The sequence below is a fragment of the Nitrospiria bacterium genome, assembly GCA_035498035.1.
Lineage (GTDB): Bacteria > Nitrospirota > Nitrospiria > JACQBZ01 > JACQBZ01 > JACQBZ01.
The window spans coordinates 64,550-89,770 of record DATKAN010000015.1; the positions used below are offsets into that span (position 1 = coordinate 64,550).

The 25,221-nt window shown below is 58.5% G+C and carries 23 protein-coding genes, 1 tRNA gene and 1 pseudogene; 21 read left to right on the plus strand and 4 right to left on the minus strand.

The window, feature by feature from the left end; genetic code table 11:
• Positions 1 to 6 precede the first annotated feature (6 nt).
• Entirely contained in the window at positions 7 to 2,532 is a 2,526-nt protein-coding gene (locus tag VMN77_02330) for a PilZ domain-containing protein (GenBank protein ID HTN42614.1), read from the minus strand.
• Between the two features lie 154 nt (positions 2,533 to 2,686).
• Here VMN77_02330 and VMN77_02335 point away from each other — a divergent pair.
• Positions 2,687 to 2,772: transfer RNA gene (locus VMN77_02335), tRNA-Leu, on the plus strand.
• 77 nt (positions 2,773 to 2,849) lie between these two features.
• On the opposite strand, the gene VMN77_02340 is transcribed toward VMN77_02335, so the two are convergent.
• On the minus strand, positions 2,850 to 3,788 hold the full coding sequence (locus VMN77_02340; GenBank protein ID HTN42615.1) for a hypothetical protein: 939 nt from the start codon (positions 3,786 to 3,788) through the stop codon (positions 2,850 to 2,852).
• 257 nt (positions 3,789 to 4,045) lie between these two features.
• Between VMN77_02340 and VMN77_02345 the strand changes: the two genes are divergently transcribed.
• The 13 genes and pseudogenes from VMN77_02345 to VMN77_02405 all read left to right on the plus strand — a co-directional run bounded on the left by VMN77_02345 (position 4,046) and on the right by VMN77_02405 (position 17,979).
• On the plus strand, positions 4,046 to 5,401 hold the full coding sequence (locus tag VMN77_02345) for a LysM peptidoglycan-binding domain-containing protein (GenBank protein ID HTN42616.1): 1,356 nt from the start codon (positions 4,046 to 4,048) through the stop codon (positions 5,399 to 5,401).
• Between the two features lie 156 nt (positions 5,402 to 5,557).
• Positions 5,558 to 7,336: a biosynthetic-type acetolactate synthase large subunit gene (gene ilvB, locus VMN77_02350; GenBank protein ID HTN42617.1), complete on the plus strand. Its 1,779-nt coding sequence runs from the start codon at positions 5,558 to 5,560 to the stop codon at positions 7,334 to 7,336.
• 25 nt (positions 7,337 to 7,361) lie between these two features.
• Complete coding sequence (gene ilvN / locus VMN77_02355; protein ID HTN42618.1) at positions 7,362 to 7,889, plus strand: acetolactate synthase small subunit; 528 nt, start codon at positions 7,362 to 7,364, stop codon at positions 7,887 to 7,889.
• A 24-nt stretch (positions 7,890 to 7,913) separates the two neighbouring features.
• Positions 7,914 to 8,939 (plus strand): annotated as a pseudogene (ilvC, locus tag VMN77_02360) (ketol-acid reductoisomerase).
• 23 nt (positions 8,940 to 8,962) lie between these two features.
• Entirely contained in the window at positions 8,963 to 9,607 is a 645-nt protein-coding gene (locus VMN77_02365; GenBank protein HTN42619.1) for a phosphatidylserine decarboxylase family protein, read from the plus strand.
• The gene (pssA, locus tag VMN77_02370) at positions 9,604 to 10,380 is read left to right on the plus strand and encodes a CDP-diacylglycerol--serine O-phosphatidyltransferase (protein ID HTN42620.1); all 777 of its coding nucleotides are present in this window, start codon (positions 9,604 to 9,606) and stop codon (positions 10,378 to 10,380) included. Before VMN77_02365 ends, pssA begins: the two co-directional genes overlap by 4 nt.
• Positions 10,381 to 10,940: 560 nt before the next feature.
• The gene (locus VMN77_02375) at positions 10,941 to 12,488 is read left to right on the plus strand and encodes a 2-isopropylmalate synthase (protein ID HTN42621.1); all 1,548 of its coding nucleotides are present in this window, start codon (positions 10,941 to 10,943) and stop codon (positions 12,486 to 12,488) included.
• Positions 12,489 to 12,539: 51 nt separating this feature from the next.
• Positions 12,540 to 13,622 carry a 3-isopropylmalate dehydrogenase gene (gene leuB / locus VMN77_02380; GenBank protein ID HTN42622.1) on the plus strand — a complete coding sequence of 361 codons (1,083 nt, stop codon included), beginning with the start codon at positions 12,540 to 12,542 and terminating at the stop codon, positions 13,620 to 13,622.
• A 113-nt stretch (positions 13,623 to 13,735) separates the two neighbouring features.
• On the plus strand, positions 13,736 to 14,758 hold the full coding sequence (locus VMN77_02385) for an aspartate-semialdehyde dehydrogenase (protein HTN42623.1): 1,023 nt from the start codon (positions 13,736 to 13,738) through the stop codon (positions 14,756 to 14,758).
• 144 nt (positions 14,759 to 14,902) lie between these two features.
• Positions 14,903 to 15,136 (plus strand): DUF2905 domain-containing protein, encoded by a 234-nt coding sequence (locus VMN77_02390; GenBank protein ID HTN42624.1) that lies wholly within the window; start codon positions 14,903 to 14,905, stop codon positions 15,134 to 15,136.
• 4 nt (positions 15,137 to 15,140) lie between these two features.
• The gene (locus VMN77_02395) at positions 15,141 to 16,325 is read left to right on the plus strand and encodes a SpoIID/LytB domain-containing protein (GenBank protein ID HTN42625.1); all 1,185 of its coding nucleotides are present in this window, start codon (positions 15,141 to 15,143) and stop codon (positions 16,323 to 16,325) included.
• Positions 16,322 to 17,377: a tRNA preQ1(34) S-adenosylmethionine ribosyltransferase-isomerase QueA gene (gene queA, locus VMN77_02400; protein HTN42626.1), complete on the plus strand. Its 1,056-nt coding sequence runs from the start codon at positions 16,322 to 16,324 to the stop codon at positions 17,375 to 17,377. The genes VMN77_02395 and queA overlap by 4 nt, the downstream gene beginning before the upstream one ends.
• The gene (locus VMN77_02405) at positions 17,374 to 17,979 is read left to right on the plus strand and encodes an SPOR domain-containing protein (protein ID HTN42627.1); all 606 of its coding nucleotides are present in this window, start codon (positions 17,374 to 17,376) and stop codon (positions 17,977 to 17,979) included. The genes queA and VMN77_02405 overlap by 4 nt, the downstream gene beginning before the upstream one ends.
• 7 nt (positions 17,980 to 17,986) lie before the next feature.
• Here the strand turns inward: VMN77_02405 and VMN77_02410 are convergent, their stop codons facing one another.
• On the minus strand, positions 17,987 to 18,268 hold the full coding sequence (locus tag VMN77_02410) for a hypothetical protein (protein HTN42628.1): 282 nt from the start codon (positions 18,266 to 18,268) through the stop codon (positions 17,987 to 17,989).
• 186 nt (positions 18,269 to 18,454) lie between these two features.
• On the opposite strand from VMN77_02410, the gene VMN77_02415 reads away from it, so the two are divergent.
• On the plus strand, positions 18,455 to 18,736 hold the full coding sequence (locus VMN77_02415) for a PilZ domain-containing protein (GenBank protein HTN42629.1): 282 nt from the start codon (positions 18,455 to 18,457) through the stop codon (positions 18,734 to 18,736).
• Between the two features lies 1 nt (position 18,737).
• Here the strand turns inward: VMN77_02415 and VMN77_02420 are convergent, their stop codons facing one another.
• Positions 18,738 to 19,451 carry a SurA N-terminal domain-containing protein gene (locus VMN77_02420; protein HTN42630.1) on the minus strand — a complete coding sequence of 238 codons (714 nt, stop codon included), beginning with the start codon at positions 19,449 to 19,451 and terminating at the stop codon, positions 18,738 to 18,740.
• A gap of 144 nt (positions 19,452 to 19,595) precedes the next feature.
• Here VMN77_02420 and VMN77_02425 point away from each other — a divergent pair, with 144 nt between their 5' ends.
• The 6 genes from VMN77_02425 to VMN77_02450 form a co-directional block, all read left to right on the plus strand.
• The gene (locus VMN77_02425) at positions 19,596 to 20,081 is read left to right on the plus strand and encodes an RDD family protein (protein ID HTN42631.1); all 486 of its coding nucleotides are present in this window, start codon (positions 19,596 to 19,598) and stop codon (positions 20,079 to 20,081) included.
• A gap of 55 nt (positions 20,082 to 20,136) precedes the next feature.
• Entirely contained in the window at positions 20,137 to 21,171 is a 1,035-nt protein-coding gene (locus VMN77_02430) for a rod shape-determining protein (protein ID HTN42632.1), read from the plus strand.
• 260 nt (positions 21,172 to 21,431) lie between these two features.
• The gene (mreC, locus tag VMN77_02435) at positions 21,432 to 22,310 is read left to right on the plus strand and encodes a rod shape-determining protein MreC (protein HTN42633.1); all 879 of its coding nucleotides are present in this window, start codon (positions 21,432 to 21,434) and stop codon (positions 22,308 to 22,310) included.
• On the plus strand, positions 22,307 to 22,828 hold the full coding sequence (mreD, locus tag VMN77_02440; protein HTN42634.1) for a rod shape-determining protein MreD: 522 nt from the start codon (positions 22,307 to 22,309) through the stop codon (positions 22,826 to 22,828). Before mreC ends, mreD begins: the two co-directional genes overlap by 4 nt.
• Positions 22,829 to 22,838: 10 nt before the next feature.
• A complete protein-coding gene (gene mrdA / locus VMN77_02445; protein HTN42635.1) occupies positions 22,839 to 24,677 on the plus strand; it encodes a penicillin-binding protein 2 in 1,839 nt (612 codons plus the stop codon).
• A partial coding sequence (locus tag VMN77_02450) for an FtsW/RodA/SpoVE family cell cycle protein (GenBank protein ID HTN42636.1) occupies positions 24,646 to 25,221 on the plus strand: 576 nt, incomplete at its 3' end. The genes mrdA and VMN77_02450, both read left to right, overlap by 32 nt.

A 25,221-nucleotide genomic window follows, 5' to 3' on the forward strand; every position in this document is an offset into this window, starting at 1 on the left:
TTGATTTCAGACGAGGGAGGACAGCTCGAGATCCTGACGTTCCAGAAACCGGATTCCGTAAATCGCCCCAGGCCCTTTCGATTTGATGCGCCGGACAATTTCTCCCCGGATGCGGAAGACCACCCGGTCCTCGTGATATAACCGGACCGTCACCTCTTTCATAAGGTCCTCGTCGGTCTTCAGGAACACCCGGAGACCGGTGTTGCTGATGTCTTCCGTGGTCCCATGGAAAACACGTTCTCCAACCACCACCTCGCAGGACAGATGCCTCCTGATCCGGGAGGATAACCGCCGGAGAATCCTTTCCCTGATCAAGGCCCGGCCGGCGGAGGTTGCCAGGTAGGCCAGCGAGGCCCACGTGGCGGAGGTGCCCGGATGGGCCTCGGCCCAGCTCGTCGGTGAACTGTACATCTGCCGGATAAGACCCTGGCGCTGTGCATCGCCGACGTTTAAAAAACGGATTCCGATTCCGGTACCGCCCGAGGGCGGCGAATCGTTCCGAATCACCTCGCCCTTAATCTCGGTGATCTCCCCGAAATCGCTGACCAGGCGAACCTCAATCACCGGCGGGAGAAGCACGGGTCGATCGAGGACCATCGACAGACCACTCTCGCTCAGGTCGGTTGTTTTTCCGAGAAGGGTTCGACCCCCGAACTTCAGTTCGCACTCGATTTTTCGGGACAAGCGAGGCGACGACCGTTTCTGGGGACGCTCGCGGGCCACGATGACCGCAGCCATCAGGATGACCAGATTATACACGGTCCAGACGACACTTAACAGGGTGGCATCAAAATTGTAATCGCGATTCCATAAGCGATATCCCCCCACAGCGAGCCCGACCAACAAAACGGCGAAAAGCAGGATGTGGGGCATCACATAGGACCAAGCCAACTGAGCCTTATCAAACCGCATCCCCTTCGGCGTCACATGGAACTTGCTCTTGGTCGGCGTAAAAACCGTTTCCAGCGACGTCCAGCTGATAAAAAAGCACATCACGGTTTCATACACATCCGACCAAAAAGGGTTGCGAAATTTCTTGCTGACGACGTTGAATGCCATGAACGATGTTAGATAGTAAGGCAAATAATAATTGAGAAGGACAGGAATAGGCGCTACTAAAGGAGGATAATTTAAAAGAAGAAATGAAAGCGGGGCCGTCAGATAAACCAGACGGGGCCACCCGTGAAAGAAATAAAAGAGCGAACTGAAATAATTAATCCGCTGCATAACGGACAGCCCGGCTTTCCAGAGCGGGTTGTCCAAAAGAAAGACCTGAATACCGCCTCGTGTCCATCGCTGTCTCTGTTTCAGATAGCTCTGATAGCTCTCGGGAGCCAATCCCGCCGCCAGAATTTTGTTCAGATAGACGGACCGGTATCCCTTCGCGTGCAGGACCATGCTCGTATGGAGGTCTTCGGTGAGGGTCACCACCTGAAACCCGCCGATCGTTTGGAGGGCGGACCGGCGGAATATCCCGCCGCTCCCAGCGAAGAAGCTGGAATTATAACCGTCACGCCCGGGTTGTATGACATAGAAAAAAAGGTCCTGTTCATTGACAATTTCCCGTTCCAGTCGGAGATTCCGTTGAAACGTGTCCGGGTTATAGAAGTAATGAGGGGTCTGCACGAAGGCAACCTTCGGATCCGTGAAGAAACCGACCGTCTCATTAAGAAAAGTTCGGACCGGGACGTGATCACAATCCAGAACCATCACCAACTCTCCGGAGGACTGGGTCAGGGCATGATTGAGGTTCCCGGCCTTCGCATGGTCGTGGGTCGCGCGACGGAGGTACTGGCAACCCAAACGCTCCGCAAGACGTTTGACCTCGTCCCGATGTCCATCATCCAGGACATAGACTTTTTTAAAACCGGCCGGGTAGTCGATGGCCAGGCATCCGATAAGCGTCTGATACAGGATATCCAACGACTCATTGTAAATCGTGACAAAGATGTCCACCGTCGGCCGTTGGGATTCAGTCGGCGGGCTCGCGGATCGGTCGGTCGGCTTGACCGCCTGAATAAAAAACAAGAGGACAGCGAGGATACCGTAAACCTCGGCCATGTAGACGATCAGACTGATGCTCGTCGCCCAGGAATCCTCCGTGTTTAAAGTGTAGAAGGCCCGCCAGTAGAGGTAGCGTATTCCCAGAAAGATACAAAGGGCGGCGAGGGCCCATTTGGCCTGAAACAGGCGAAACCGCTTCTTGGTTAGAAGAACGGCCAGCGCGATCAACAGCAGCGACAGACCATAATCTTCCCAGGACCCTACAAAGGGCTCCGAGTCCAGATCGTTCAGTTCCGTGGTCGGAGACCCCGGCGTCGATGTCCCTCCCGCCGAGGGGGTTAAGGAGCCGAGATCGGCTGGAGCATCGATGGAATTGCCCTGGGGCTTTTGGGTCGGGTTTTGAATTGAAGAGGAGGTCGTTACACCCGAATCGGTGGATGCTTTTGAAGTTTTAAACGTCCCGGTTGCCGCGAAAAGGATAAGAATCGATAACAAGTATATTTTTAGCAGGGGGGTTTTGATGATCAAACGCCTCATTATGTGTTAAATATATCACAAATAAATCCACCTTTTGGCCTTTCATTCAACAGGATACCCATGATTGACACCCCCGGGGTTCTCTGTTACGATACGGGATCTCAAACCGGGCGGACCCGAATACATGACGGCCTCCTTTCTGTATGCCGAAGTGGTGGAACGGTAGACACGCTACGTTCAGGGCGTAGTGGGGGTGACCCCGTGGGGGTTCAAATCCCCCCTTCGGCACCAGAAATTTCCCGCCAAAGGAGTTTCCCCTGGCAACTATTTACGAATCGTAAATTGGGAAAGGCACAAAACCCCTTAGATCACTTTTTCGGTGTAATCGTCAACTCGGTCCAGTGTCCGCCACCGTCCATCGTTTTAAAAAGTCCGCCCTGGGTCCCGGCATACAGGATGTTGGGATCCTTCGGATGCAAGGCCAGGGAACGGATGTTTAGATTGGAAAGCCCGTTATTGAAGGTTGCCCAATGCTCGCCTCCATCGGTTGATTTGTAAACCCCGGCTTCGGTCCCGGCATACAAGGTCGTATTCACGGTGGGATGGATGAGGATCGCCGCAATAAATCGCTCACCGATGCCTTCCTGAATCTTTATCCAGTTTGCGGCGCCATCGATCGTCTTGAAGGCCCCTCGAGTCGTTCCGGCGTAGAGCGTCTTCGAATTCACAGGATCCATGGCCAGAGAATTGACCCCCAAGGATAGCGCGGATCCGGGTTCTATGCGCATGAGGCCGATGTTCGATTCGCGCCAGGTCATTCCACCGTTGACGCTCTTGTAAACGCCGCCGCTCGTACCGGCATATAAAATATTCGTGTCGGTAGGATCCAGGGCGGCCGAAACAATGTAAACGCTGTCCATTCCCTTGTTGGACATCTCGTCCCACATCATGCCCCCGTTGATGGTTTTAAAAAAACCGACCGTTGTGCCGGCCAGGATGGTCTCGGGATCCCGAGGATAAAAAACAAAAGAGTTGACCACGGTGACATGCTCTTTGAGCCCGGCGTTAATGATGGACCACCGATTTCCTCCATCCACACTTCGATAGACGGCGTCTCCGAGGGTCCCCGCATAAATGGTCGAGGTATGTATCGGATGGATGGCCAGTGAAAGGATCCGGGCGTTGCTCAAACCCTCCGTGACCGGCACCCAGGTCGCGCCGTCATCGCGGGTTTTATACACCGAATCGTTCGTGGCGATGAATAAGATGGACGGCTGCTCGGGATTGATGACGATGGCCGTGACCATTTTACTTTTCCCGCTACATCCAATAAGCAGGACCCCTGCGAGAGATATTACGACGAGGGCGTGGAGTAGATTCCGGACGGCTTGAAGGCAGTGCGCAACCATAGATTGTGTGCCACTATAGTGGATTCAATAGGGTGAGTCAAGGCATCCCAGCCGTTTCCCCTTGACATTTGCGGACAATCTGGTAATCTAAATTTTACGGCTGTTTGTCAAAAGATCAGGCCGGTATCCTATCCGAATTAGGGGCAGCTTACTGCATGATGTACTCTGGTCGACGGTGGCTTAGCTTCTTTACTTTTGTCGGGGTGATCCTGGTGACGGCACCATCGGTTGATTCGACCGGATGGGGCCAAGAAACCCCTTCCACCGCTACTTCCAATGATCAAGGCTCCACCCAAGAGACACCGGCCACCACTCAGGAAACACCGGCCACCACTCAGGAAACACCGGCCACTACTCAGGAAATACCGGCCACCACTCAAGAAACACCGGCCACCACTCAAGAAACACCGGCCACCACTCAAGAAACCTCCGCGCCCCAAGAAAAAGCGCCTACTTCCGAACCCGGAACCGTGACCGTTCCTGAAACCACCGCCGGTCCGGGAAAATATACCGTGAAGCCAGGGGACACCCTTTGGGACATTACCAACACTTTTTTACAAGACTCCTTCCTGTGGCCGAAGGTTTGGAATCATAACCAGTACATTATCAACCCCGACCTGATCTATCCTGGAAACGTGATCGTGCTGCCCGGCGGAGAAGAAGCCAAGGTCGAGGCCCCGGTTGTTACTCCGCAGCCCGCGACTGCACCTCCCCCGAAGGAAGAAAAGGAAGGGGTGGAAGCGGCGGCACCTGCCAAACAGGCCGAAATGCCAGTCGAGATCGCCCCTCATGAACAACCCGTCCCCGCGGCCGAGCCAATCGAAATGAAATTCCTTGCGGCGAGCGGGTACATCTTGTCCGGTCAAGGGTCTGCGGGCACTGTGGTCGGCGCCATGAATAATCGCGAATTAATCGGGGAAGGCGACACGGCTTATTTACTCCCAAAGGAAGGCTCTGCGCCTCGAATCGGCGATCAATATACTATTTACCGTGCGGTTCGAAAGGTCTACCATCCCAAGACGGGGACGTACATGGGTGAACTGATTCGGATCCTGGGCCAAACCAAAATTACCGGCGCAGACCCGAAGGAGAAAACCGTGACCTCCAAGGTGCTCACTTCGTACGACTATATCCAACCGGGCGATTTCGTGATGCCGGCATCGACCGAGGGGGAAACGGCCGAACATAACACTTATACGAGCCCGGGTGGCCAACTCGACGGCTTCATTGTCGAGGCCAAAGAAAATCGGGCTTCGCAGGCCCAGTTTGACGTAGTTTATCTGGATAGAGGCCGGCAACAAGGGGTTCACTCGGGGGACCGTTTCAGAATCGACCGCGAGGGGGAAAAGACCTCTTTTATCTCTCCCGGAGGGGGGGTTCGACTTCCTCGACGCGTTATCGGCGAGCTCCAGGTCATCGCGGTCCAGGATTCCACCGCAACCGCACAAATCGTTAAGAGCACGGAGGTCATCTACAAGGGTGACCATTTTGAAACGCCCCCCGCCCCTTAATTCCTTTAAAATCCGGCTTAAAAACATTGCTGTTGACTAGCCCCAAACCCTTGTGGTAAATTGAAAATCTCATTTTCCCATAGTTTACGATGGAATAGATAATGGCCATCCGACACGATCCGGCGTGTAAGAGACGGTCACCGAGGAGAGACTTGTATGAAACTGAACGGCGCTCAGATTTTTGTTGAGTCATTGAAAAAAGAAGGGGTGAAGGTTATTTTTGGCCTGCCCGGCGGCGTGGTTTTAAAGATTTTTGATGTCCTGTACGATTACAAGGACCCCGCGGTCATTCTGACTCGACATGAACAGGGCGCGATGCACATGGCCGAAGGCTATGCAAAGGCCACCGGAAAAGCCGGCGTGGTGTTGGTGACCTCCGGGCCGGGCATGACGAACACCGTCACCGGACTCGCGGATGCCTATATGGACTCCGTTCCATTGGTGGTCTTTACGGGACAGGTCTCGACCAGCCTCATCGGCAACGATGCCTTTCAAGAGGCCGACAACGTCGGGATCAGCCGGCCCTGCACCAAGTACAACTACTTGGTCAAGGATGTGAACGATCTCGCCCAGACCATTAAAGAGGCCTTCTACATCGCAACCACGGGACGTCCCGGCCCGGTTCTGGTGGATATTCCCAAGGACGTCTCGATGAATCAAACCGAATTCAACTACCCGGAAAAAGTGTACATCCGAGGATACAATCCCACTTACGAGGGGCACAAATGGCAAATTAAACAGGCGGCCGATGCGATCTTAAAAGCGAAGCGACCCATCATTTACGTCGGCGGGGGGACGGTCTTCTCGAACGCTTTTGAAGAACTGCGGGAGTTTGCCGAGCTGACTCAGATCCCGGTCGACATGACGCTGATGGCGCTCGGAAGTTTCCCCGGAACCCATCCCCTGTCTTTGGGAATGCTCGGAATGCACGGCAGCTACACCTCGAACATGGCGATCCATCATTCGGACCTCATCATTGCCGTCGGCTCCCGATTTGACGACCGGGTGACGGGCAAGGTGTCTGAATTTGCGCCGCACGCGAAGATCGTCCATATTGATATCGATCCGACCTCGATCCAAAAAATCATGAACGTCGATATTCCGATCGTGGGCGACGCGAAAAACGTCCTCAAGGAACTCAGCCAGCATCTCCGGGCCTCTGTCGACGGCCGGCGCAAGGAGGAACTCAAGCCGTGGTGGAACCAGATCGAAGAATGGAAGAAAAAACACCCCTTGACGTACAAACAGGACGGGGCCCCGAAGATCAAACCGGCCTACCTGATCGACCGCTTGTATGAGCTCACCAAGGATCAAAACCCCATTGTGTCCACGGATGTCGGCCAGCATCAAATGTGGGCGGCGCAGTTCTTTAAACTGGACCATCCGCGGACCTGGCTTACCTCGGGTGGTTTGGGCACAATGGGTTTCGGTTTTCCGGCCGCTCTCGGAGCCCAAAGGGCTTTTCCCGGCCGCTTGGTCCTGAGCATTGTCGGCGACGGGAGCTTCCAGATGAATCTACAGGAGCTGGCCACGGCCATGGATTACAATCTCCCGGTCAAGGTGGCGATCGTCAACAACGGTTTCCACGGCATGGTTCGTCAATGGCAGGATCTGTTCTACAACAGTCGCTACTCCTCCAGTTACCTGGGAAACCATCCGGACTATGTGAAACTGGCGGATGCTTATGGCGCCGTCGGTCTCCGAGCCACCAAACCGGAGGAAGTGGACGGGGTGATCAAGGAGGCGCTGAAGATCGACAAGCCGGTGCTCATCGATTTTCAGGTGGACCCTTTCGAAAATTGTTACCCGATGATCCCGGCCGGCGGGGCGAATAACGAAATGATCCTGGAAGATCCGCCGGAACTTCAGAAAAAAGAGAAGACCGAGACGAAGAAGGCCGGAAACGGTGAAAAGGAAGGAATCCTGACGGCTTAAATCCTTAATCGGAACCGAGGCACAGATGGAACACATCATCTCCGTCATGGTCGAAAACAAGTTCGGGGTCCTGTCCCGCGTGGCCGGTTTATTCAGCGGGCGGGGCTTTAACATCGACAGTCTATCCGTGGGGCCCACCATCGATCCCACCGTATCCATGATGACCTTGGTCACCCGGGGCGATGACCGGATTGTGGAACAGATCATCAAACAGCTCAACAAGCTGATTGATGTGATCAAGGTGGTCGACCTGACCGAGGGCGCGTTTGTGGCCAGGGAAACGGTTTTGATCAAGATAAGCGCCAAAGGGGAAGACCGTGCCGAGGCCCTGCGCATTACGGATATCTTCCGGGCCCGGGTCATCGATTCCACCCCGACGACGTATACGATCGAGATCTCGGGGGACACCAACAAGATCGAGGCCATCATCAATTTGCTCAAGCCTCTGGGCATCAAAGACCTGGTCCGGACCGGCCGAATCGCCATTGCCCGGGAAGAGATCAAGGCCGCGGTCCAGGACAAAACTCAAGAAAAAAAACGGTACGGAACCTGAGCAAAGAATCTCCGGCAAAAAACAAAGGAAAACACGATGAAGATCTATTATGACAAGGACGCCGACCCGAAACAACTGAAAGGCAAGACGGTTTCCATTATCGGCTACGGAAGCCAGGGCCATGCGCATGCCAATAACCTGAAGGACAACGGCGTTGCGGTCATTCTGGGTCTTCGGGAGGGACGTTCCTGGGACAAGGCGGAGCGGGCCGGATTCAAAGTAGTCCCCCCCGGGCAGGCGGCGAAATTATCCGACATCGTCATGATCTTAACGCCGGACGAACTCCAAGCCGACCTGTACCGGGACGAGATTGAACCCAACCTCCGAAAAGGGGGCTACCTGGCGTTTGCCCACGGCTTTAACATCCATTTCGGTCAGGTGGTGCCCCGGCCGGACCTGAATGTATTCATGGTCGCGCCCAAAGGCCCGGGTCATCTCGTGCGATCCGAGTTCAGCAAGGGCAGCGGCGTGCCAATGCTCCTAGCCATCCATCAGGATCCTTCCAAGGATACTCAAAAAGTGGGCCTGGCCTACGCCAAGGCCATCGGCGGCACGCGGGCCGGGGTGATCGAGACCAGTTTTCGCGAGGAGTGTGAAACCGATCTTTTCGGGGAGCAGGTGGTGCTCTGCGGCGGATTAACCTCGCTCATCATGGCCGGGTACGAAACGCTGATCGAGGCCGGGTATTCTCCCGAAATGGCCTACTTCGAATGCCTCCACGAGGTCAAACTGATCGTGGATCTCATTTACGAGGGCGGGATTTCGACCATGCGCTACTCGATCAGCAACACGGCCAAGTTCGGCGACGTCACCCGGGGTCCCCGCATCATCACGGATGAAACACGTCAGGAGATGAAGCGCATCCTGAACGAAATTCAGAGCGGAGGCTTCGCCAAGGAATGGATTTTGGAAAACAAGGCCGGGCGTCCCGTCTTCAACGCCCTGCTGAAAAAAGGCGCCGCCCACCCGATCGAGGACGTGGGGAGCAAGCTTCGGGCCATGATGCCCTGGCTGAAAAAAGACCGGCTCGTCGACAAAGATAAAAATTAGGGCGGAGGATCCCACACCGTATCGTGGCCCAAGATCCGTCACCGGTAGCTCGCGAACGGCGGCCGTTTCTAATCGGCGTGACGGTCCTGACCGTGGCCGTGGCCTTGCTGAAGGTGGTCTGGCTGACCGTCCCGATGGTTGCCCTGGCCCTTCAGGTTTTCTGGTTCTTCAGAGACCCCAAAAGAAGCATTCCCACCGGCGAAAACTTGATCGTTTCTCCCGCGGATGGTAAGATTATTGGGTTGTCCGAGGCCAAAGAGGAACGGTTTCTGAAGGATCGGGCGATCAAGGTCAGCATCTTTTTAAACCTGTTCGACGTCCACGTAAACCGGATTCCCTTCGCGGGTCGGATTCGGGCGATTCAGTACCAGCCCGGAACATTCCTGGCCGCGAACAAGGACCTGGCCTCGACTCAGAACGAGCAGAACGCCGTTCTATTGGAAACCGCTTCGGGGGTGAAGCTGGCGTTTGTTCAGGTCGCGGGACTGGTCGCGCGACGGATCGTTTGCTGGGTGAAAGAGGGCGACGAGGTCGCCCGGGGAAGCCGCTTCGGAATGATCCGGTTCGGTTCCCGAACGGACCTGTTTCTCCCCCTTGGGACGGAGATCAAAGTCCGCCTCGGACAGAAAGTCAAAGGCGGTTCAAGCATCATAGGAGTCTTAAAATGAAAGATTTTCGACGCGGCATCTACTTGGTTCCGAACCTGTTGACGACCGGAAACCTCTTCAGCGGTTTTTACTCCCTCATCGCGGTCTTCAACGCCGACTATCTGCTGGCCGCCATGGCCATCCTGGTGGCGATGGCGTTCGACATCCTGGACGGCAAATCGGCCCGTCTGACGAAGACGACCAGCCGGTTCGGCGTGGAATACGATTCGCTGGCCGACCTCGTCTCCTTTGGACTCGCCCCCGGTCTGTTGATCTATTCCTGGGCCTTGAGCACCTACGGACGGGTGGGCTGGGTCGCGGCCTTTCTTTTCGTGGCCTGCGGAGCGCTGAGGCTGGCGCGGTTCAACGTCCAGGTCGGAACGACCGAAAGCAAGCATTTCGTCGGTCTTCCGATCCCGGCCGCGGCGGGCGTGATCGCCTCGCTGGTCGTGCTGGACCACCATATCCTTCGGATGGGGACCGAGATAAAGCCCCTGCTGATCCTGGGACTGATTTACTCGCTGGCCTTTCTGATGGTCAGCACGGTTCGGTATCGGAGCTTCAAGGATTTTCACCTGCGGGGCCGGAAACCCTTTCACGTCCTGGTCTCCGCCGTCTTGCTCCTGATCATTCTCGCGGCCGAACCGCAAATTATGTTGTTCGTCCTGTTCGCGGGGTTTGCGCTCTCCGGGGTGATCGAACGGCCGCTCACGGCGATGATCCGGAAAATGCTCAAGCACCCGGCCCCTCCACGCACCCCCTCCTCGGTCCCGCCGACAGGACACGGGACTTGACAGATCGAAGAACTTCCTGCCATAATATTTCATGTTGAACGGCTGTGAAGAGGAGTAGTAGGTCGAAATAACGGACCGAACTCGCCTCGGAGCCGCGTCGGTGAACGAAAAGTAATCGGCGCCGCCTTGCCCGCGTGAAGGGCCGAATCAAGGGGAACGCAGCACAGGTCGCATTCGTCCTGTTGGACTTATCGCTGCCTTCCTAAATCAGGGTGGTACCACGGGGCAAACAGGCCTTCGTCCCTGCGTCGCACGAATCCGGTGCGGCAGAGACGAGGGCTTTTTTATTTGATCTTATGGCCGTCCGGCGCTGGGCCGAACGGCCTGTGATTAATCCGAAGGACGGGACCCACAGGACGTAACATGAGGCGGGTGGCCGCGGGCGGGGCGCGCCATCCGACCGCAACGGAAAGGCCAAGGTGTTTTTCGTGTGGTTCCCCTGCAACCCTTAGAAGGACGCTGAGTGAGGACGGATGGGGCTGCCGAAGGACAGGACCCGCCGGAGGTAACGGACGAAGAAACACGTGTATGAGTCAGGCCCAATGAACCAGGAGAATACGATGACACGGATGATCCAAATTTTCGACACGACCCTGCGCGACGGCGAGCAGTCGCCCGGGGCGAGCATGAACGTGGAAGAAAAGGTGATGATCGCAAAGCAACTCGCCCGGCTCCACGTGGACATCATCGAGGCCGGCTTCGCCTTCAGCTCCCCCGGCGATTTCGAAGCGGTCAAACGAATCGCCCACGAAGTGGAAGGGCCCGTGATCGCCAGCCTGGCCCGCGCCAAGGCGGAAGACGTCGACAGCGCGTGGGATGCACTCAAGGGGGCACCCAAGGTGAGGATCCACACCTTCATCTCGACGTCCGATATCCATCTCAAGCATCAATTCCGGCTCACCCGCGAACAGGCGCTCAAGCGGGCGGTCGAGCTGGTCGAGCGGGCGCGCGGTTATGTCGAAGACGTGGAATTCTCGCCGATGGACGCGACCCGATCGGATGAAACCTATTTGTGCGAGGTCTTGGAAGCCGTCATTGCGGCCGGCGCGCGGACGGTCAACATCGCCGACACGGTCGGCTACGCCGTCCCGCATGAGTTCGGATCGCTGATCCGGAGGATTCGGGAGCGCGTGCCCAACATCAACGAGGCCGTCATCTCGGTCCATTGCCACAACGACCTGGGCCTGTCCACGGCCAATTCGCTCGCGGCGATCGCGGAAGGGGCCGGTCAGGTCGAATGCACGATCAACGGAATCGGGGAGCGGGCCGGAAACGCTTCCCTGGAAGAGGTCGTGATGACCCTGCGGACGCGCCGCCATCTCTTCGGGGCCGACACACGGGTCCATACCGAGGAGATCACCAAGACCAGCCGGCTCGTGAGCAAGATCACCGGCATGATGGTCCAGCCGAACAAGGCCGTCGTGGGGGCCAACGCCTTCGCGCACGAATCGGGCATCCATCAGGACGGACTGCTCAAGGAAAAGATGACCTACGAGATCATGACGCCCGCCTCGGTCGGTCTCGGCCAGAGCCACCTCGTGCTGGGAAAGCATTCCGGCCGCCATGCGCTCAAGAAACGCCTGGAGGAGTTGGGCTACCAGTTGACCGAAGAGGAACTGAACGCGGCCTTCGAGCGGATGAAGCGCCTCGCCGATCAGAAAAAGGAGATCTTCGATGAAGACATCGAGACGATCGTGAGCGAGGAGCTCTCCAAGATCCCGGAGGCGTATGTCCTTCGGAGGATCCATGTCGAAAGCGGGAGCGAGGTGACACCCACCGCCACGGTCGAGCTGGCGGTGAACGGCCAGTCGATCCAGAACGTCTCCAAGGGGGACGGCCCGGTGGATGCCGCCTATAAGACGATCGCGGCCATCACCCAGACGAAGAGCCGTCTTCTGTCTTACGTCGTAGCGGCCATCACCGGCGGCACGGACGCGCTGGGCGAGGTTACGGTGCGTCTCGAAGAGGAAGGCAAGAACGTGATGGGCTACGGCGCGGACACCGACATCATCGTGGCCTCGGCCAAGGCCTACCTCAACGCCTTGAACAAGCTCGCCTACTGGAAAACGAAAAAGGGCCAGACCGGCGGCAAAGTCGGCTTGATTTGAAATGCCGTATTCCACTATACTGAACGGGTCCTCAAATCAACCGAGGAAACGATGAGGCGAAGTTTTACGATTGCGGTGTTGCCGGGCGACGGGATCGGTAAAGAGATCGTCCCGGAGGCGGTGAAGGTCCTGGAGGCCATCGGCCGTCTTCACGGGCTCGCGTTTAGCTTTCACGAATCCGTAGTCGGGGGCGGCGCAATCGATCTCCACGGCCGCCCCCTGCCGGAGGAGACGCTGGCCGCCGCCAAAAAGGCGGATGCGGTTCTGCTGGGCGCCGTCGGAGGACCGAAATGGGACGGCCTGGATTCGTCCACCCGGCCGGAGAAGGCCCTGCTGGGTTTGCGGGAGCAACTCGGACTTTACGCGAATCTTCGCCCGGCCAAACCGTTTCCGCAGTTGATCGAGGCTTCGTCCCTCCGGCGCGAGGTCATCGAGGGAACCGACCTTCTGGTCGTCCGCGAGCTGACCGGCGGGATCTATTTCGGGGAGCCCCGCGGTATCAAACCGTATCGAAACGAAGAACGGGGGATCAACACCGAGGTTTACACGACCAAGGAGATCGGGCGGATCGCCAGGGTGGCCTTCGAGGCCGCGCGCAAGCGCCGTCGGAAGGTCGCCTCGGTCGACAAGGCCAATGTCCTGGAGTCTTCCGCGCTCTGGCGCAAGGTCGTAATCGAGGTCCACAAGGATTATCCGGACGTTGAGCTGTCGCATCTGTACGTGGACAACTGTGCGATGCAGTTGATTCGAAACCCGAAGCAGTTCGACGTCATCGTGACGACCAACCTGTTCGGCGATATCCTGAGCGACGAGGCCGCGATGCTGACCGGCTCGATCGGGATGCTTCCATCGGCCAGTCTCGGAGGCCGCACCGCGATGTACGAGCCGATTCACGGAAGCGCGCCGGACATCGCCGGGCAGAACAAGGCCAACCCGCTCGCGACCATCCTTTCGGCCGCGATGATGCTCAACTATTCCTTCGATCAGGGAAAGGCGGCGGACGAGATCGAGGCGGCCGTGCTCGGTGTTCTGGACCAGGGCTACCGCACCGGCGACATCGCATCGCCCGGAACTAAACTGGTCGGCACCAAGGAGATGGGGGAACTGGTCGTCAAGCAACTCATGAAAGCGTAGGTCTTGACTTCACAGCGCGGAATCTACCTCCGCGCGGAGACAGGCTCCGCGCTGTTTATTTTCTATAATACCTCACCGCCGTTGTGAGTCAGAGTGCTTAGGAATCGATATCCATGCTAACGAAAAAAGATCAATATGTCATCGCCGTCGTCGGGGCTACGGGGGCCGTCGGCCAGGAGATGGTCGAGGTCCTCGAGGAACGGAAATTTCCGGTGGAGGAGCTCCGTCTCTTCGCCTCGGAGCGTACGGCGGGCGAGACATTGACCTTCCGGGACCGGAGCCTGACGGTCAAGCTCCTGACCAAGGAGGCCTTTAGCGGCGTGGACATCGCGCTGTTCTCGGCCGGGGAGGAGGTCAGCCGGGAATATGCCCCGATGGCGGCCTCCGCCGGCGCGGTCGTCATCGACAACTCCGCCGAGTGGCGGATGAAGCCGGACGTGCCGCTGGTCGTCCCGGAGGTGAATCCCGACGCGGCGTTTCGGCATCACGGCATCATCGCCAACCCCAACTGCTCCACCATTCAGATGGTCGTGGCCCTAAAACCCCTGCACGACGCCGCAAGGATTAAACGGATCGTCGTGTCCAGTTACCAATCGGTTTCCGGGACCGGCAAAGAGGCGATGGACGAGCTGATGGATCAGTCGCGGTCCCTTCTCTCCTTTCAAGAAGCCGTCTGCCACGTCTATCCGTTCCAGATCGCCTTCAATCTGCTCCCGCAGATCGGCTCCTTCGACGCTCAGGGGAATTCTTCGGAGGAGATGAAACTGGTGAACGAGACCCGGAAGATCATGGAAGACGACACGATCCGGATCTCGGCCACGACCGTGCGCGTTCCGGTTTTTCGGGCCCATTCCGAATCGGTGAACATCGAGACCGAAAGAAAGCTCTCGGCCAATGAAGCGCGCGCGCTGCTGGCGACCGCGCCGGGGGTGATGGTGTTCGACGACCCGCAGCGCAAGGTCTACCCGATGCCGCTGGAGGTTTCCGGGACCGACGAAGTTTATGTGGGCCGGATCCGGGAGGACGCCTCGGTGGAATCGGGGCTGAATCTCTGGATCGTGGCGGACAACCTGCGAAAGGGAGCGGCGCTCAATGCCGTTCAGATTGCGGAGAAGCTGATCCAGGCCGCTTTGTGATCGAACATCACCTGTTACTTCAAAAGCGGATCCTGTCCTGCGACAGCCCCGCCGTGCTCGCAGCCCCGCCCGGTGTAGGGACCCCGGCTGTGCAAGGTGGGGCGCTCCGCCTTCGGCCATCCGCTTATTTTACCGAATGCCGTAATGTCTGATCTTGGTGCTCTTGGACGGTTTCTGATCCTCATCGGGGCGGTCATTGTTTTGATCGGCGGCGTGCTGGTTTGGGTCGGAAAAACTCCGGGCCTGGGCTGGCTGGGCCGCCTGCCGGGGGACATCTATATCGAGCGGAAGAATTTCAGCTTTTTCTTTCCCCTCACCTCAGGCCTACTGATCAGCCTGATCCTCTCCCTCATTCTGTGGCTGTTAACCCGTCGGTGAAGCGGTGTTCCTTATCATTCGGACGACACGACCGGAACGAAAAATCCGAAGGAAGACCGCGGCGATCATCCTGATGATCACCGGCCTGTTCTCTCCATGCCCGGTCCTCGCGGGCGAATCGATCCGGGTCCTCCTCGCCCCCGATCCTCCATCGGTAACGATTGCCGGTAGTCCGGACCTGACGCTCACGGACCCGGACGGACGGCCGGTCGCTGGGGGGTTCAAAGGCTCCGTCGTGATCGCCGCAGGGCCGCAGGGCTTGATCATCCAGAACGAGCCCACCGACCGGCGCGAGCTGGTCGCTTCCTCCGGGAGCGGAGCGATCCGCATCGACGATCGGGACGTCGGCGGGATCCTCCACATCGCCCTTTACCATGATAAGATTCGGTTGATCAACGAGCTGGACCTCGAAGACTATCTCAAGGGCGTGGTGCCGATCGAGATCTCATCCAAATGGCATCCGGAGGTCCTGAAGGTGCAGGCGATCATTTCACGGACCTATGCGCTCTACCAGCGACAACTCAACCTGGGAAAAGATTACGACGTCCAGGCCACGACGGCCGATCAGGTGTACGAAGGCCGGGACAAGGAAGACCCGGTGACGAATCAGGCCGTTGCCGAAACCCGGGGGCTGGTCCTGACCTATGAAGGACAGTTAATCCTGTCCGCATATCATTCCACCTCGGCCGGCCCGACCGAAAACGCCGCCGAAGTCTGGGGAATGGACCTCCCGTATCTCAAAGGGGTGAGTTGTCCTTTCGACCAGAACTCGCCTTACTATCAATGGAACCGGTCCATTCCGATGGACACCGTCCAAAAAGCCTTTTCGACGGCCGGCTACTCCATCGGAACGATCGCTTCGATCACCCCCTTCCGCTGGACCGAGGCCGGGCGGATCAGCCAGATCCGACTGATCCATTCCCGGGGAGAACTGATCCTCAAGGCGGGGGACCTCCGACGCATCCTGGGATACCAGGAGCTGCCCAGCGCCCATTTTCGGATCGAGAAGATCGGTCGCGAAGTCCAGCTCCGGGGCCACGGGTACGGCCACGGCGTGGGGCTCTGTCAGTGGGGCGCCAAGGAGATGGCCGAGATGGGATACAAGTATGATCGGATCCTGAAATATTATTATCCGGGCGTCCTCGTGGCGCCCTATTCGTCCGTCACCGTGGTCGAGCCGCCTCCATGATACCAAAAGCCCCGCCTGGCGAATACCGACTCTCCAGTTACGATTACCCGCTGGACGAATCCCTCATCGCGCAGGTTCCATCGGCCGACCGGGATCAAGCCCGCCTGATGGTCCTGGACCGGAAGACGGGACGGATCGAACACCGTCGGTTCCAGGATCTGGTGCATTACCTGCGGCCCTCGGACGTGCTCGTCGTCAACGACACGCGGGTCATTCCCGCCCGGTTGCCGGGCCGCAAGATGCCCGGCGGAGGGAAGATCGAGGTGCTGATGCTCCGGGAGGCGGACGGGCCGAAACAATGGGAGGTCCTCCTCCGCGGATCGGTCCACGCGGGACAGGCGATCCGGTTCGGCACGGGAGAAACGGCCGTGGTCCGCCGGGACCTCGGATACGGGCGAAAGATTTTGGAATGGATGGGCGAAGAAGCCGTGGCGTCGATCATCGCCCGGCTGGGCCATACGCCCCTCCCTCCGTATATTCGACGGAGTCCTGCGGCGGAGGACCGGGAGCAATACCAGACGGTCTACGCCGCGGCCCCCGGATCGGTGGCCGCCCCCACGGCCGGCCTCCATTTTACGGAGACCCTTCTCGACCGGATCCGCGCGCACGGCGTGAACGTGGTTTCGGTCACGCTGCACATCGGCCCGGGGACGTTCCGGCCGGTCCGTTGCGGGGACATCCGTAGGCATCAAATGGACTCGGAGTGGTATGATATCGGCCCCTCGGCGGTCGAGGTCTTGGAGGAGGTTCGTCGCCGAAAGGGGAGGATCGTGGCCGTGGGCACGACGGCCACGCGCGTCCTGGAATCGGCGATCCGGGACTCCGGATCATTTCAAGCCCGGTCGGGCTGGACCGCTCTGTTCATCACCCCCGGTTATTCGTTCAAGTGCGTGGACGGCCTGGTGACGAACTTTCACCTTCCCAAGTCCACCTTATTGATGCTGGTTTCGGCCTTTGCCGGGCTACCGTACATCCGGCAGGCCTATGCCGAGGCCTTGCGGTCACGCTACCGCTTCCTCAGTTACGGCGATGCAATGCTGATCCTTTCATGAGACGCGTCAATCGAAGATTTAAGTCGCGGGCAGTTTCGCGGGGCCGGCTGTTTCTGTTCCTGGCGGGCGGCGTCGCCACGGCCGTTTTGCTTGTGGCGGTCCTCATTTTTCTGGAACAACGCTCGCCGGTTCAAAGCGCTCCTTCCGAACCGCCGGACGGGGCCGCTCCAAGAAAATCGAGCGTCCGACCCGCGCCGCCGGTTCCACCAGCGGATAATGGGGTGCCGGCGCCCGCCCCCGAGACCTTCACGTTCTACGACACCCTAGAGCAGCGCGGCACGCCGCATCTGGGCTTCATCGCGAAGACGACGACATCCTCCGAAACCCCTTCACGCGGCCCGGCCGTCCCCCCTCCCAAGAAAGCGTCGACCGGCTATACAGTTCAAATCGCCGCCACCCGGGACCGGGCGACCGCCGAGTCCATGGCCGGCCGTCTCCGGCGAAAGGGCTATTCGGTTTTCATCCTCCCCCACGTCGTCCCGAAGCGGGGGACTTGGTACCGGGTCCGGGTCGGGCATTTTACGCAACGGCAGGCGGCTCAAGAAATGACGGCTCGATTATCCGGACGGGAGCACCTGACGGCTTACGTGGTCCGAGAATAGGGCGGGATCACAAAATGATTTTTCGTTCCTTGGCCGTGTGTTCAAGAATGGTTACGGCGCTGTGGAGCCGCTGGAGACGGGTGTTGCGATTCCGGACCGCCAGGGTATCGTGAAGGGGGAATTTCTCTCCGCGGACTTCCTTCTGGAGTTTCCGGAGTTGGTGGTAAAGCGCCTTGACGCCTTCGGAGTCGAACTTCTTGAGCGCCAGCGGGTTGATCGTAAAAAATCCTTCCGCGACGTCCCGCGCCACGGCGGTAATGCTTTTTCCGCGCAGTTGCATCCCCGGCATGGTCTGTCCACCTCCGAGCCTTTAAGTAACGATACCGTATTTTAACCCCCCTGTCAAAGGCCCGGGAGGCCGCGAGGGTTGTGATCGAGGCTTCGTCCGTGTATAATTCGCAGCGAATTTCGGTATACACCCCGGGGGGACGGAATGGAGAAACGGGGCCGGAACCGAAACGGATAGCGCCGGTTCGTGAAGTTCGGCAAGGACCGTCCGGACAAGCTGGGATTTACCGAGGATGTATCTTCCGGCGGGATGTTCATCAAATCGAACACGGTGCTCCAGCCCGGAGTCCATCTCCGGATCGAGCTGACCCGTCCGGATCATCGTGTTCTTTTGATGACGGGACACGGAATGTGGGCCCGGCAGGTTTCTCCGAGTCTGCTGCGTTTGGCCAAGAAAAGCGGGATGGGAATCGGTCTGACCCAGGTCGACAAGGACTATCAACAATCCATCGCCGACCTCGGGACCTGAATCAGAGGGCCTGGCTCTTGATCTCGATTTTGGTCGCAGCCCGCATACGGTTCAAGGCGGACATCAGGACCCGCTGTTGTTTTCGAACGAGGGCGTCCTCTACCGCCTTGGTCTCCTGCTCAAGGCGTTTCTCGGGCGTCGCCTTCGGGTCCGCCGGCGGATTCGGAACGGCCGCCTTCGCCTCCGCGGTCTCCTGGGCCGTCAGGACGATGCCGTCCTGAAGGACGCGCTTGGCCTTGTTGATCAGCAGGTCCTGCCGGATGGACTGCTCGTATTCATCGGCCGCCGTGTGACTGCGCGACAGGAAAAACTGGTACCGGTCGGGATCAAAACGTCCCTGCTCGTCGTGAAACGCGGTGTCTTGGGTAATGCTCTGCCGCAATTCATCCACCCCGACCGAAAGCCCGAGTTCCCGGGCCATTTTCAACCACAGCTCCCGTTCGACCACGCTGTTGATCACGAGTTGCTTGACCAGATCCTCTTTGAAGTTTTCTTTCAGAATCTCCCGGTAGTACCGGTAGGCATTCTCCTTGTAGCGGTTGTACTGAGCCTGCGTAATCCGAACCTGACCGATCTGGGCCACATAAGGCTCCCGGGAGGCGCCCGAGAAGCCCCACCACCCCATGCTGATCACAAAGGTCGCGGCGATCAGAAACATGATGGTGCGGTAGATCCATGGGTTTTCAACCGCGCCTTTGCGTAAAAACTTCAGCATACGACCCCCAAAACTTGGAACTCATCATAAGCTTTTTTTAATAGAATTGCAACGGGTCGCCTTGAAAAAAAGCCCCGATCTGATATAATAAGTTGTTGCGGGAAATCATAGGGCATCGCATAGAATTCCAGGAGATGGATCGTCGTGGCCGAGGTGGATGACCAACTTCCGGGTTCGGCGGAAGGGCTCCCGAAAGCGGACGTGGTTCACCGTTTTATCGCGAAGTTCATAGACTTCCTGATCGTCGCGGCCTTCGCCCGCCTGATCCCGCCGGTCGGTTTTATGGCCGGGATGACCTATCTTTTGATCGCGGACGGTCTTTTCCAGGGACAGAGCATTGGAAAGCGGTTGATCGGTTTGCAGACCCTTCGGTTCGAGAGAGGGACGGCGGTTTCTTTCCGGGAGTCCATTCTGCGCAATATTCCTTTTTCCGCGGCCTATCTCTGCCTGCTGATCCCTTTTATCGGCTGGTTGTTGGGGGGTGGCGTTGTCCTGATCGAAGCGCTACTGGTCATCGGCAATCCGCTGGGACACCGCCTGGGAGACGAGATCGCCAAAACCCAGGTGATCGAGCCCGGATCGGTCCGCGCGGGGGATTTTCCAGGAGCGACCCGCGAGCCTGGCGGGTAGGGCATCCCCGCGCCGAGGGACGGGAGAGAACATTCTATTTTGAGAGGAGGTTTGTGTGGGTGCTGTAGACAACATTCTGGGCTGGTTTTCGAACGACCTGGCCATCGATCTGGGCACGGCCAACACCCTGGTTTATCTCAAAGGCAAGGGGATCGTCATCAACGAGCCTTCGGTCGTCGCCATCGACCGGAAGACCAGCAAGGTCCTGGCCGTCGGGGCCGAGGCCAAGAAGATGCTGGGTCGAACGCCCGGTAACATCGTCGCGATCCGACCGATGAAGGACGGCGTGATCGCCGATTTCGAGATTGCGGAAAAAATGCTCAGTCATTTTATCACCAAGACCCACAACCGCAGCACCTTTGTCCGTCCCCGAATCGTGATCGGCGTTCCCTCAAGGATCACGCAAGTTGAAAAGCGCGCCGTTCGGGACTCGGCGCAGCTGGCCGGCGCGCGGGAGGTCTATTTGATCGAACAGCCCGTCGCGGCCGCCATCGGAGCCGGACTGCCGATCGCCGAGCCTTCCGGAAACATGGTGGTGGATATCGGCGGGGGAACGACCGACGTGGCCGTCATCTCCCTGGCCGGGATCGTCTACAGCGAGTCCGTCAAGGTCGCGGGGGACAAGATGGACGAGGCGATCATGAATTACATCAAACGGAAATACAACCTGCTCATCGGCGAGCCGATGGCGGAGCAGATCAAGTTCGAGATCGGATCGGCCTTCCCGCTGGAGGAACGAAAGACGATCACGATCAAGGGACGGGATCTGATCTCGGGAATTCCAAAAACGCTGGTGATGGACGACAGCGAGATCCGCGAGGCCTTGTCCGAGCCGATCAGCGCCATCGTGAACGCCATCAAGGTGGCGCTGGAGAACACGCCGCCCGAATTGGCGGGGGACATCATCGACCGCGGAATCGTGCTGACCGGCGGGGGATCGCTGCTCCGGGGCATGGACATCCGTCTTCGCGAAGAGACGAACCTTCCGGTCATCACGGTTGAAAACCCCCTCACGACGGTCGTGTTGGGGACGGGCAAGGTGCTGGACGAACTCGACCTGCTGAAAAAAGTAACCATCATGTCCCAGTAACAGGCTGCTGAAAAAGTCCATCTGCTTTGTTCTCGGTCCCTCGGAGATCCTCACGTACGGCTCAAGTACGCTCCGGTCTCCACGGTCCCTGCGGCATGGCGACCCCCTTCCAGTCATGAAAATGCTGGAAGTCCCCGGAGGGGGCATCTGGAGCTTTTCGAGCCGCCTGAAAAAATCAAGGGTTGGTATGAAACGGAAGGATTTGTAAGGTCCCGCCCAGTCGAGACGACTCCTCCAACAAGGATGCCGTTTATGAGGTCATGCTTCGGCAAATTATAAATTACAGACGGTTCATCATTCTTTTCCTGACGGTCCTTCTGGTCGCCGTGCTCCTATTTCCGGAGTTGCAAAGACGCCCCGTTTATTTTTTGGGCCGTCCCGTGGTGTTCCTGATCTCCGGTCTGCAGAAAGGCCTGACGTGGACGGCCCACGGCATCGGGGGCCTCTGGAACGGCTACATCAACCTGATCTCGGTGCAACGGGAAAACGAAACTTTAAAACGCGACCTGGCCCGGCTGCAAAACGAAACCCTTCAACTCCAAGAAGCCGCCCAGGCCAACGAGCGATTGGAACAACTCCTAAATTTCAGACGGACGAATGCCTTCCATACCCTGGTGGCCGCCGTGATCGGACGCGATCCGTCCAACTGGTACCGGACGCTGATGATCGATAAGGGGACCCGCGAGGGCGTCGCGATCGACATGGGGGTCATCACCCCGGTCGGGGTCGTGGGCCGTGTGATCAAAGCCGACCCGACCGTGTCGCAGGTCCTCCTGGTCACCGATCGAAACAGCGCCGTCGCGGCTCTGATTCAACGCACACGGGACGAGGGGTTGGTGGAGGGCACGGAAAGAGGCCTCGCCCGCATCAAATACCTGTCCCTGCTGGCGGACCTCAAGGAAGGCGACCTCGTTCTGACGTCCGGCCTGACGGGATATTTTCCGAAAGGGCTCCTGATCGGCACCCTGGGCCGCGCCACGAAGAAGGAACTGGACCTTTTCCAGCAAGCCGAGGTGATTCCCAGCGTGGACTTCTCAAAATTGGAAGAGGTCCTGGTGGTCACCGCCCTGGAGGACCGTATCCCGCCCGCCGGCCGGCCGGGTTCACCTGCGTCGGAGGGCTCGCAAAACAAGAAATGAACCGATGGACTTACACGCTCATCGCCCTGGTGTTGATCCCGGTCCAAACCACCTGGCTTACGGCCGTCGGCATGCATGCCATCCGGCCGGATCTGGTATTGCTTTTGATCTACTTCACGGGTTTCTATGCCGGAGAGATGAAGGGTCTGATGATCGGATGGATCATGGGGGCCTTGATGGATTTCTTTTCGGGGGGGCCCTTCGGTCTCCAAATCGCCTCGAAAGCGGCGGCGGGCTTGTTGTCCGGACTGCTGGGAAGGTTTTTTCTCAACGCGACGGGCGCGTTGACCATGGGACTGGTGGTCTTGTTGTCCCTGATCACCGGCATCATCGGCTTTTGGTTTCATCAACTCGTGGTGGGCGAGATCCATTTCATGGAGGCCTTTCGTTGGACGTTGCTGCCCGAGGCGTTGTATAATGGTGTTTTAGGGGGCGCGGTGTTCTGGGTGGTCATCCGGCGGCTGCCGGTCCGGCAGCCGTGGTCGGAAAGTCCCCCGTTCCTACCCAATGTCGATTGAAATTTAAGCCATGGATCTTGATACCTCTTCCGATAATCCCCGGGAAATTCAGAACCGACTCGTCTATTTGATGGTCGGGATCGTCGCGATCTTTGCGGCCCTGCTCCTGCGGGCCTGGTACCTGCAGATCACCAAGGGGAGTTATTACAAGGAACAGTCCGAGAACAACCGCGTCCGGGTGGTTTACATTCAACCTCCCCGCGGTTTGATATTCGACCGACACGGCGAGCTGCTCGCCAATAACGTGCCGAGTTTTAATCTCTATCTGGTGTCCGAGGACATTTCGGACAAGAAAGGGGTGCTGGACCAGTTGGCCCGCTTCATTCAGGTGGACCGCAGCGAGCTGGAACGGCGGATCACTTCGCGCAAGAACAACGTTCCCTACATGCCGACGAAGGTCAAAGAGGGGCTGTCATTGAGAGAAGTGGCGCTGATCGAATCCCACCGTCTGGATCTGGCCGGAACGATCCTGGTCCCCGAACCCCAACGCAACTATTTGTACGGACCCCTGGCGGCCCATCTGCTGGGCTATGTGGGAGAGATTTCCCCGGCGCAGCTCCAGGAGTCCGGAAACGAGGATACCCTCCCCGGAACCTCCGTGGGACAGAGCGGCATTGAAAAGACCTACGACACACAAATTCGCGGAGAGGTCGGGGAGAAAATCATCGAGGTGGACGCCGTGGGCCATGAAATGAAGGTCCTCCGCGTCCAGGAACCCGCTTCGGGCGACGACGTCTATTTAACCATCGATCTGAACGTCCAAAAGGCGGCCGAGGAGGCCCTGGGAAAAAACGCCGGAACGATCGTGGCGATCGATCCCCGTAACGGCGAGATCCTGGCCATGGTCAGTCACCCCGCCTTTGACCCGAATCAACTTTCGCAGAGCCTGTCGACCGCCGACTGGGAGGCGCTGTCCTCCGACCCGGGCCATCCCCTGACCAATCGGGCCATCCAGGGCCAGTATCCTCCGGGCTCCACATTCAAACTGGTCGTCTCCTCCGCCGCGCTGGAAACCAAGGAGGTCACGCCGGAGGAGCCGATCCTCTGTACGGGGGGCATGCCCTTCGGCCGACGGGTCTACAAGGATTGGAAACGGGGCGGCCACGGCATAATCGATCTGCATTCCGCCATCGTCCAGTCCTGCGACGTTTATTTTTACGAAATGGGTCGGCGGCTGGGCATCGACCGCCTGGCCGATTATGCCTTTCGCTACGGATTGGGCCAGCCGACCGGGGTCGAGCTGGCCTCCGAAAAATCGGGCGTGATCCCCACCTCTCAATGGAAGCTCCGCGCCAAGGGGGAACCCTGGTATCCGGGGGAAACCCTGTCGGCCGCCATCGGACAAGGGTTCGTCACCGTGACGCCGATTCAACTGGCCGATCTCATCGGAACCGTGGCCATGTCGGGCGCCCGCTTCCAGCCCCACCTGATCAAAGCGATCCGGGACCGGGCCACCGGACGGCTTTATGAATTTCCACCGGTGGAACTTGGCCGGGTGGATCTGGCCAAGAAAACTTACACCGCCCTCCGCCAGGCCCTGAGCGGCGTGGTCTCGGAACCGCACGGCACCGGCGCTTCCGCCCGGTCGCAATTCGTCACCATCGCGGGTAAGACCGGGACCGCCCAGGTGGTTGAGGAAAAAGCGGGCGTCGAAACCAAGTCCCTGCCCAAGGAGCTGCAGGACCATGCCTGGTTTATCGCCTTCGCGCCGGTCGAAGACCCCCGGATCGCGGTGGCGGTTTTGGTCGAGCACGGAGGCCACGGCGGCGAAACCGCCGCGCCCCCCGCCAAGCGGGTGATTGAGGAGTACCTGAAAAATGATCGGCCGGAGAATCATCAACAGCTTTGACGCGTGGTTTGTCGTCGTGGTGCTCCTGATCCTGAGTCTGGGAGTCCTGTCGATCTACACCGTGACCTACTCCGTCGCCCCCAAGGCCCACGGGGCGATCTATACCAAACAGGTGATCTGGATCCTGCTCGGGCTGGTCGTCTTTTTCATCGCGGCCTGGATCGACTACCACGAGATCGCGCGCTACGGCACCTTTCTCTATGCGGCCGGCGTCCTTCTGCTATTCCTGGTTCTCCTGGTCGGACGAACCGGCATGGGCGCCCGCCGCTGGATATCGCTGGGCTTTTTTGACGTGCAACCGTCGGAGTGGATCAAGCTGATCGTCATTATCGTCCTGGCGAGATATTTCTCCAATCGAACCCCTTCCCGGGGCCTGAGCCTCTTTGAGTTCCTCGTGCCCGTCCTGTGGGTGGGCGTGCCCCTGCTTCTGGTGCTGAAACAGCCGGATTTGGGAACCGCCCTGGTCCTTCTGTTTATTCCGACGGTGATGGTCATCCTGGTCGGGCTGCGTTCGAGAACGGCGGGCTTTTCGATTCTCGTTTCC

Excerpts from the sequence above, each read along its gene's own strand:
- VMN77_02340 (HTN42615.1), bottom strand. The coding sequence starts at position 3,788 with ATGGTCACGGCCATCGTCATCAATCCCGAGCAGCCGTCCATCTTATTC.
- VMN77_02345 (HTN42616.1), top strand. The coding sequence starts at position 4,046 with ATGATGTACTCTGGTCGACGGTGGCTTAGCTTCTTTACTTTTGTCGGG.
- ilvB (HTN42617.1), top strand. The coding sequence starts at position 5,558 with ATGAAACTGAACGGCGCTCAGATTTTTGTTGAGTCATTGAAAAAAGAA.
- ilvN (HTN42618.1), top strand. The coding sequence starts at position 7,362 with ATGGAACACATCATCTCCGTCATGGTCGAAAACAAGTTCGGGGTCCTG.
- pssA (HTN42620.1), top strand. The coding sequence starts at position 9,604 with ATGAAAGATTTTCGACGCGGCATCTACTTGGTTCCGAACCTGTTGACG.
- VMN77_02375 (HTN42621.1), top strand. The coding sequence starts at position 10,941 with ATGACACGGATGATCCAAATTTTCGACACGACCCTGCGCGACGGCGAG.
- leuB (HTN42622.1), top strand. The coding sequence starts at position 12,540 with ATGAGGCGAAGTTTTACGATTGCGGTGTTGCCGGGCGACGGGATCGGT.
- VMN77_02385 (HTN42623.1), top strand. The coding sequence starts at position 13,736 with ATGCTAACGAAAAAAGATCAATATGTCATCGCCGTCGTCGGGGCTACG.
- VMN77_02390 (HTN42624.1), top strand. The coding sequence starts at position 14,903 with ATGTCTGATCTTGGTGCTCTTGGACGGTTTCTGATCCTCATCGGGGCG.
- queA (HTN42626.1), top strand. The coding sequence starts at position 16,322 with ATGATACCAAAAGCCCCGCCTGGCGAATACCGACTCTCCAGTTACGAT.
- VMN77_02405 (HTN42627.1), top strand. The coding sequence starts at position 17,374 with ATGAGACGCGTCAATCGAAGATTTAAGTCGCGGGCAGTTTCGCGGGGC.
- VMN77_02410 (HTN42628.1), bottom strand. The coding sequence starts at position 18,268 with ATGCCGGGGATGCAACTGCGCGGAAAAAGCATTACCGCCGTGGCGCGG.
- VMN77_02420 (HTN42630.1), bottom strand. The coding sequence starts at position 19,451 with ATGCTGAAGTTTTTACGCAAAGGCGCGGTTGAAAACCCATGGATCTAC.
- mreC (HTN42633.1), top strand. The coding sequence starts at position 21,432 with ATGCTTCGGCAAATTATAAATTACAGACGGTTCATCATTCTTTTCCTG.
- mreD (HTN42634.1), top strand. The coding sequence starts at position 22,307 with ATGAACCGATGGACTTACACGCTCATCGCCCTGGTGTTGATCCCGGTC.
- mrdA (HTN42635.1), top strand. The coding sequence starts at position 22,839 with ATGGATCTTGATACCTCTTCCGATAATCCCCGGGAAATTCAGAACCGA.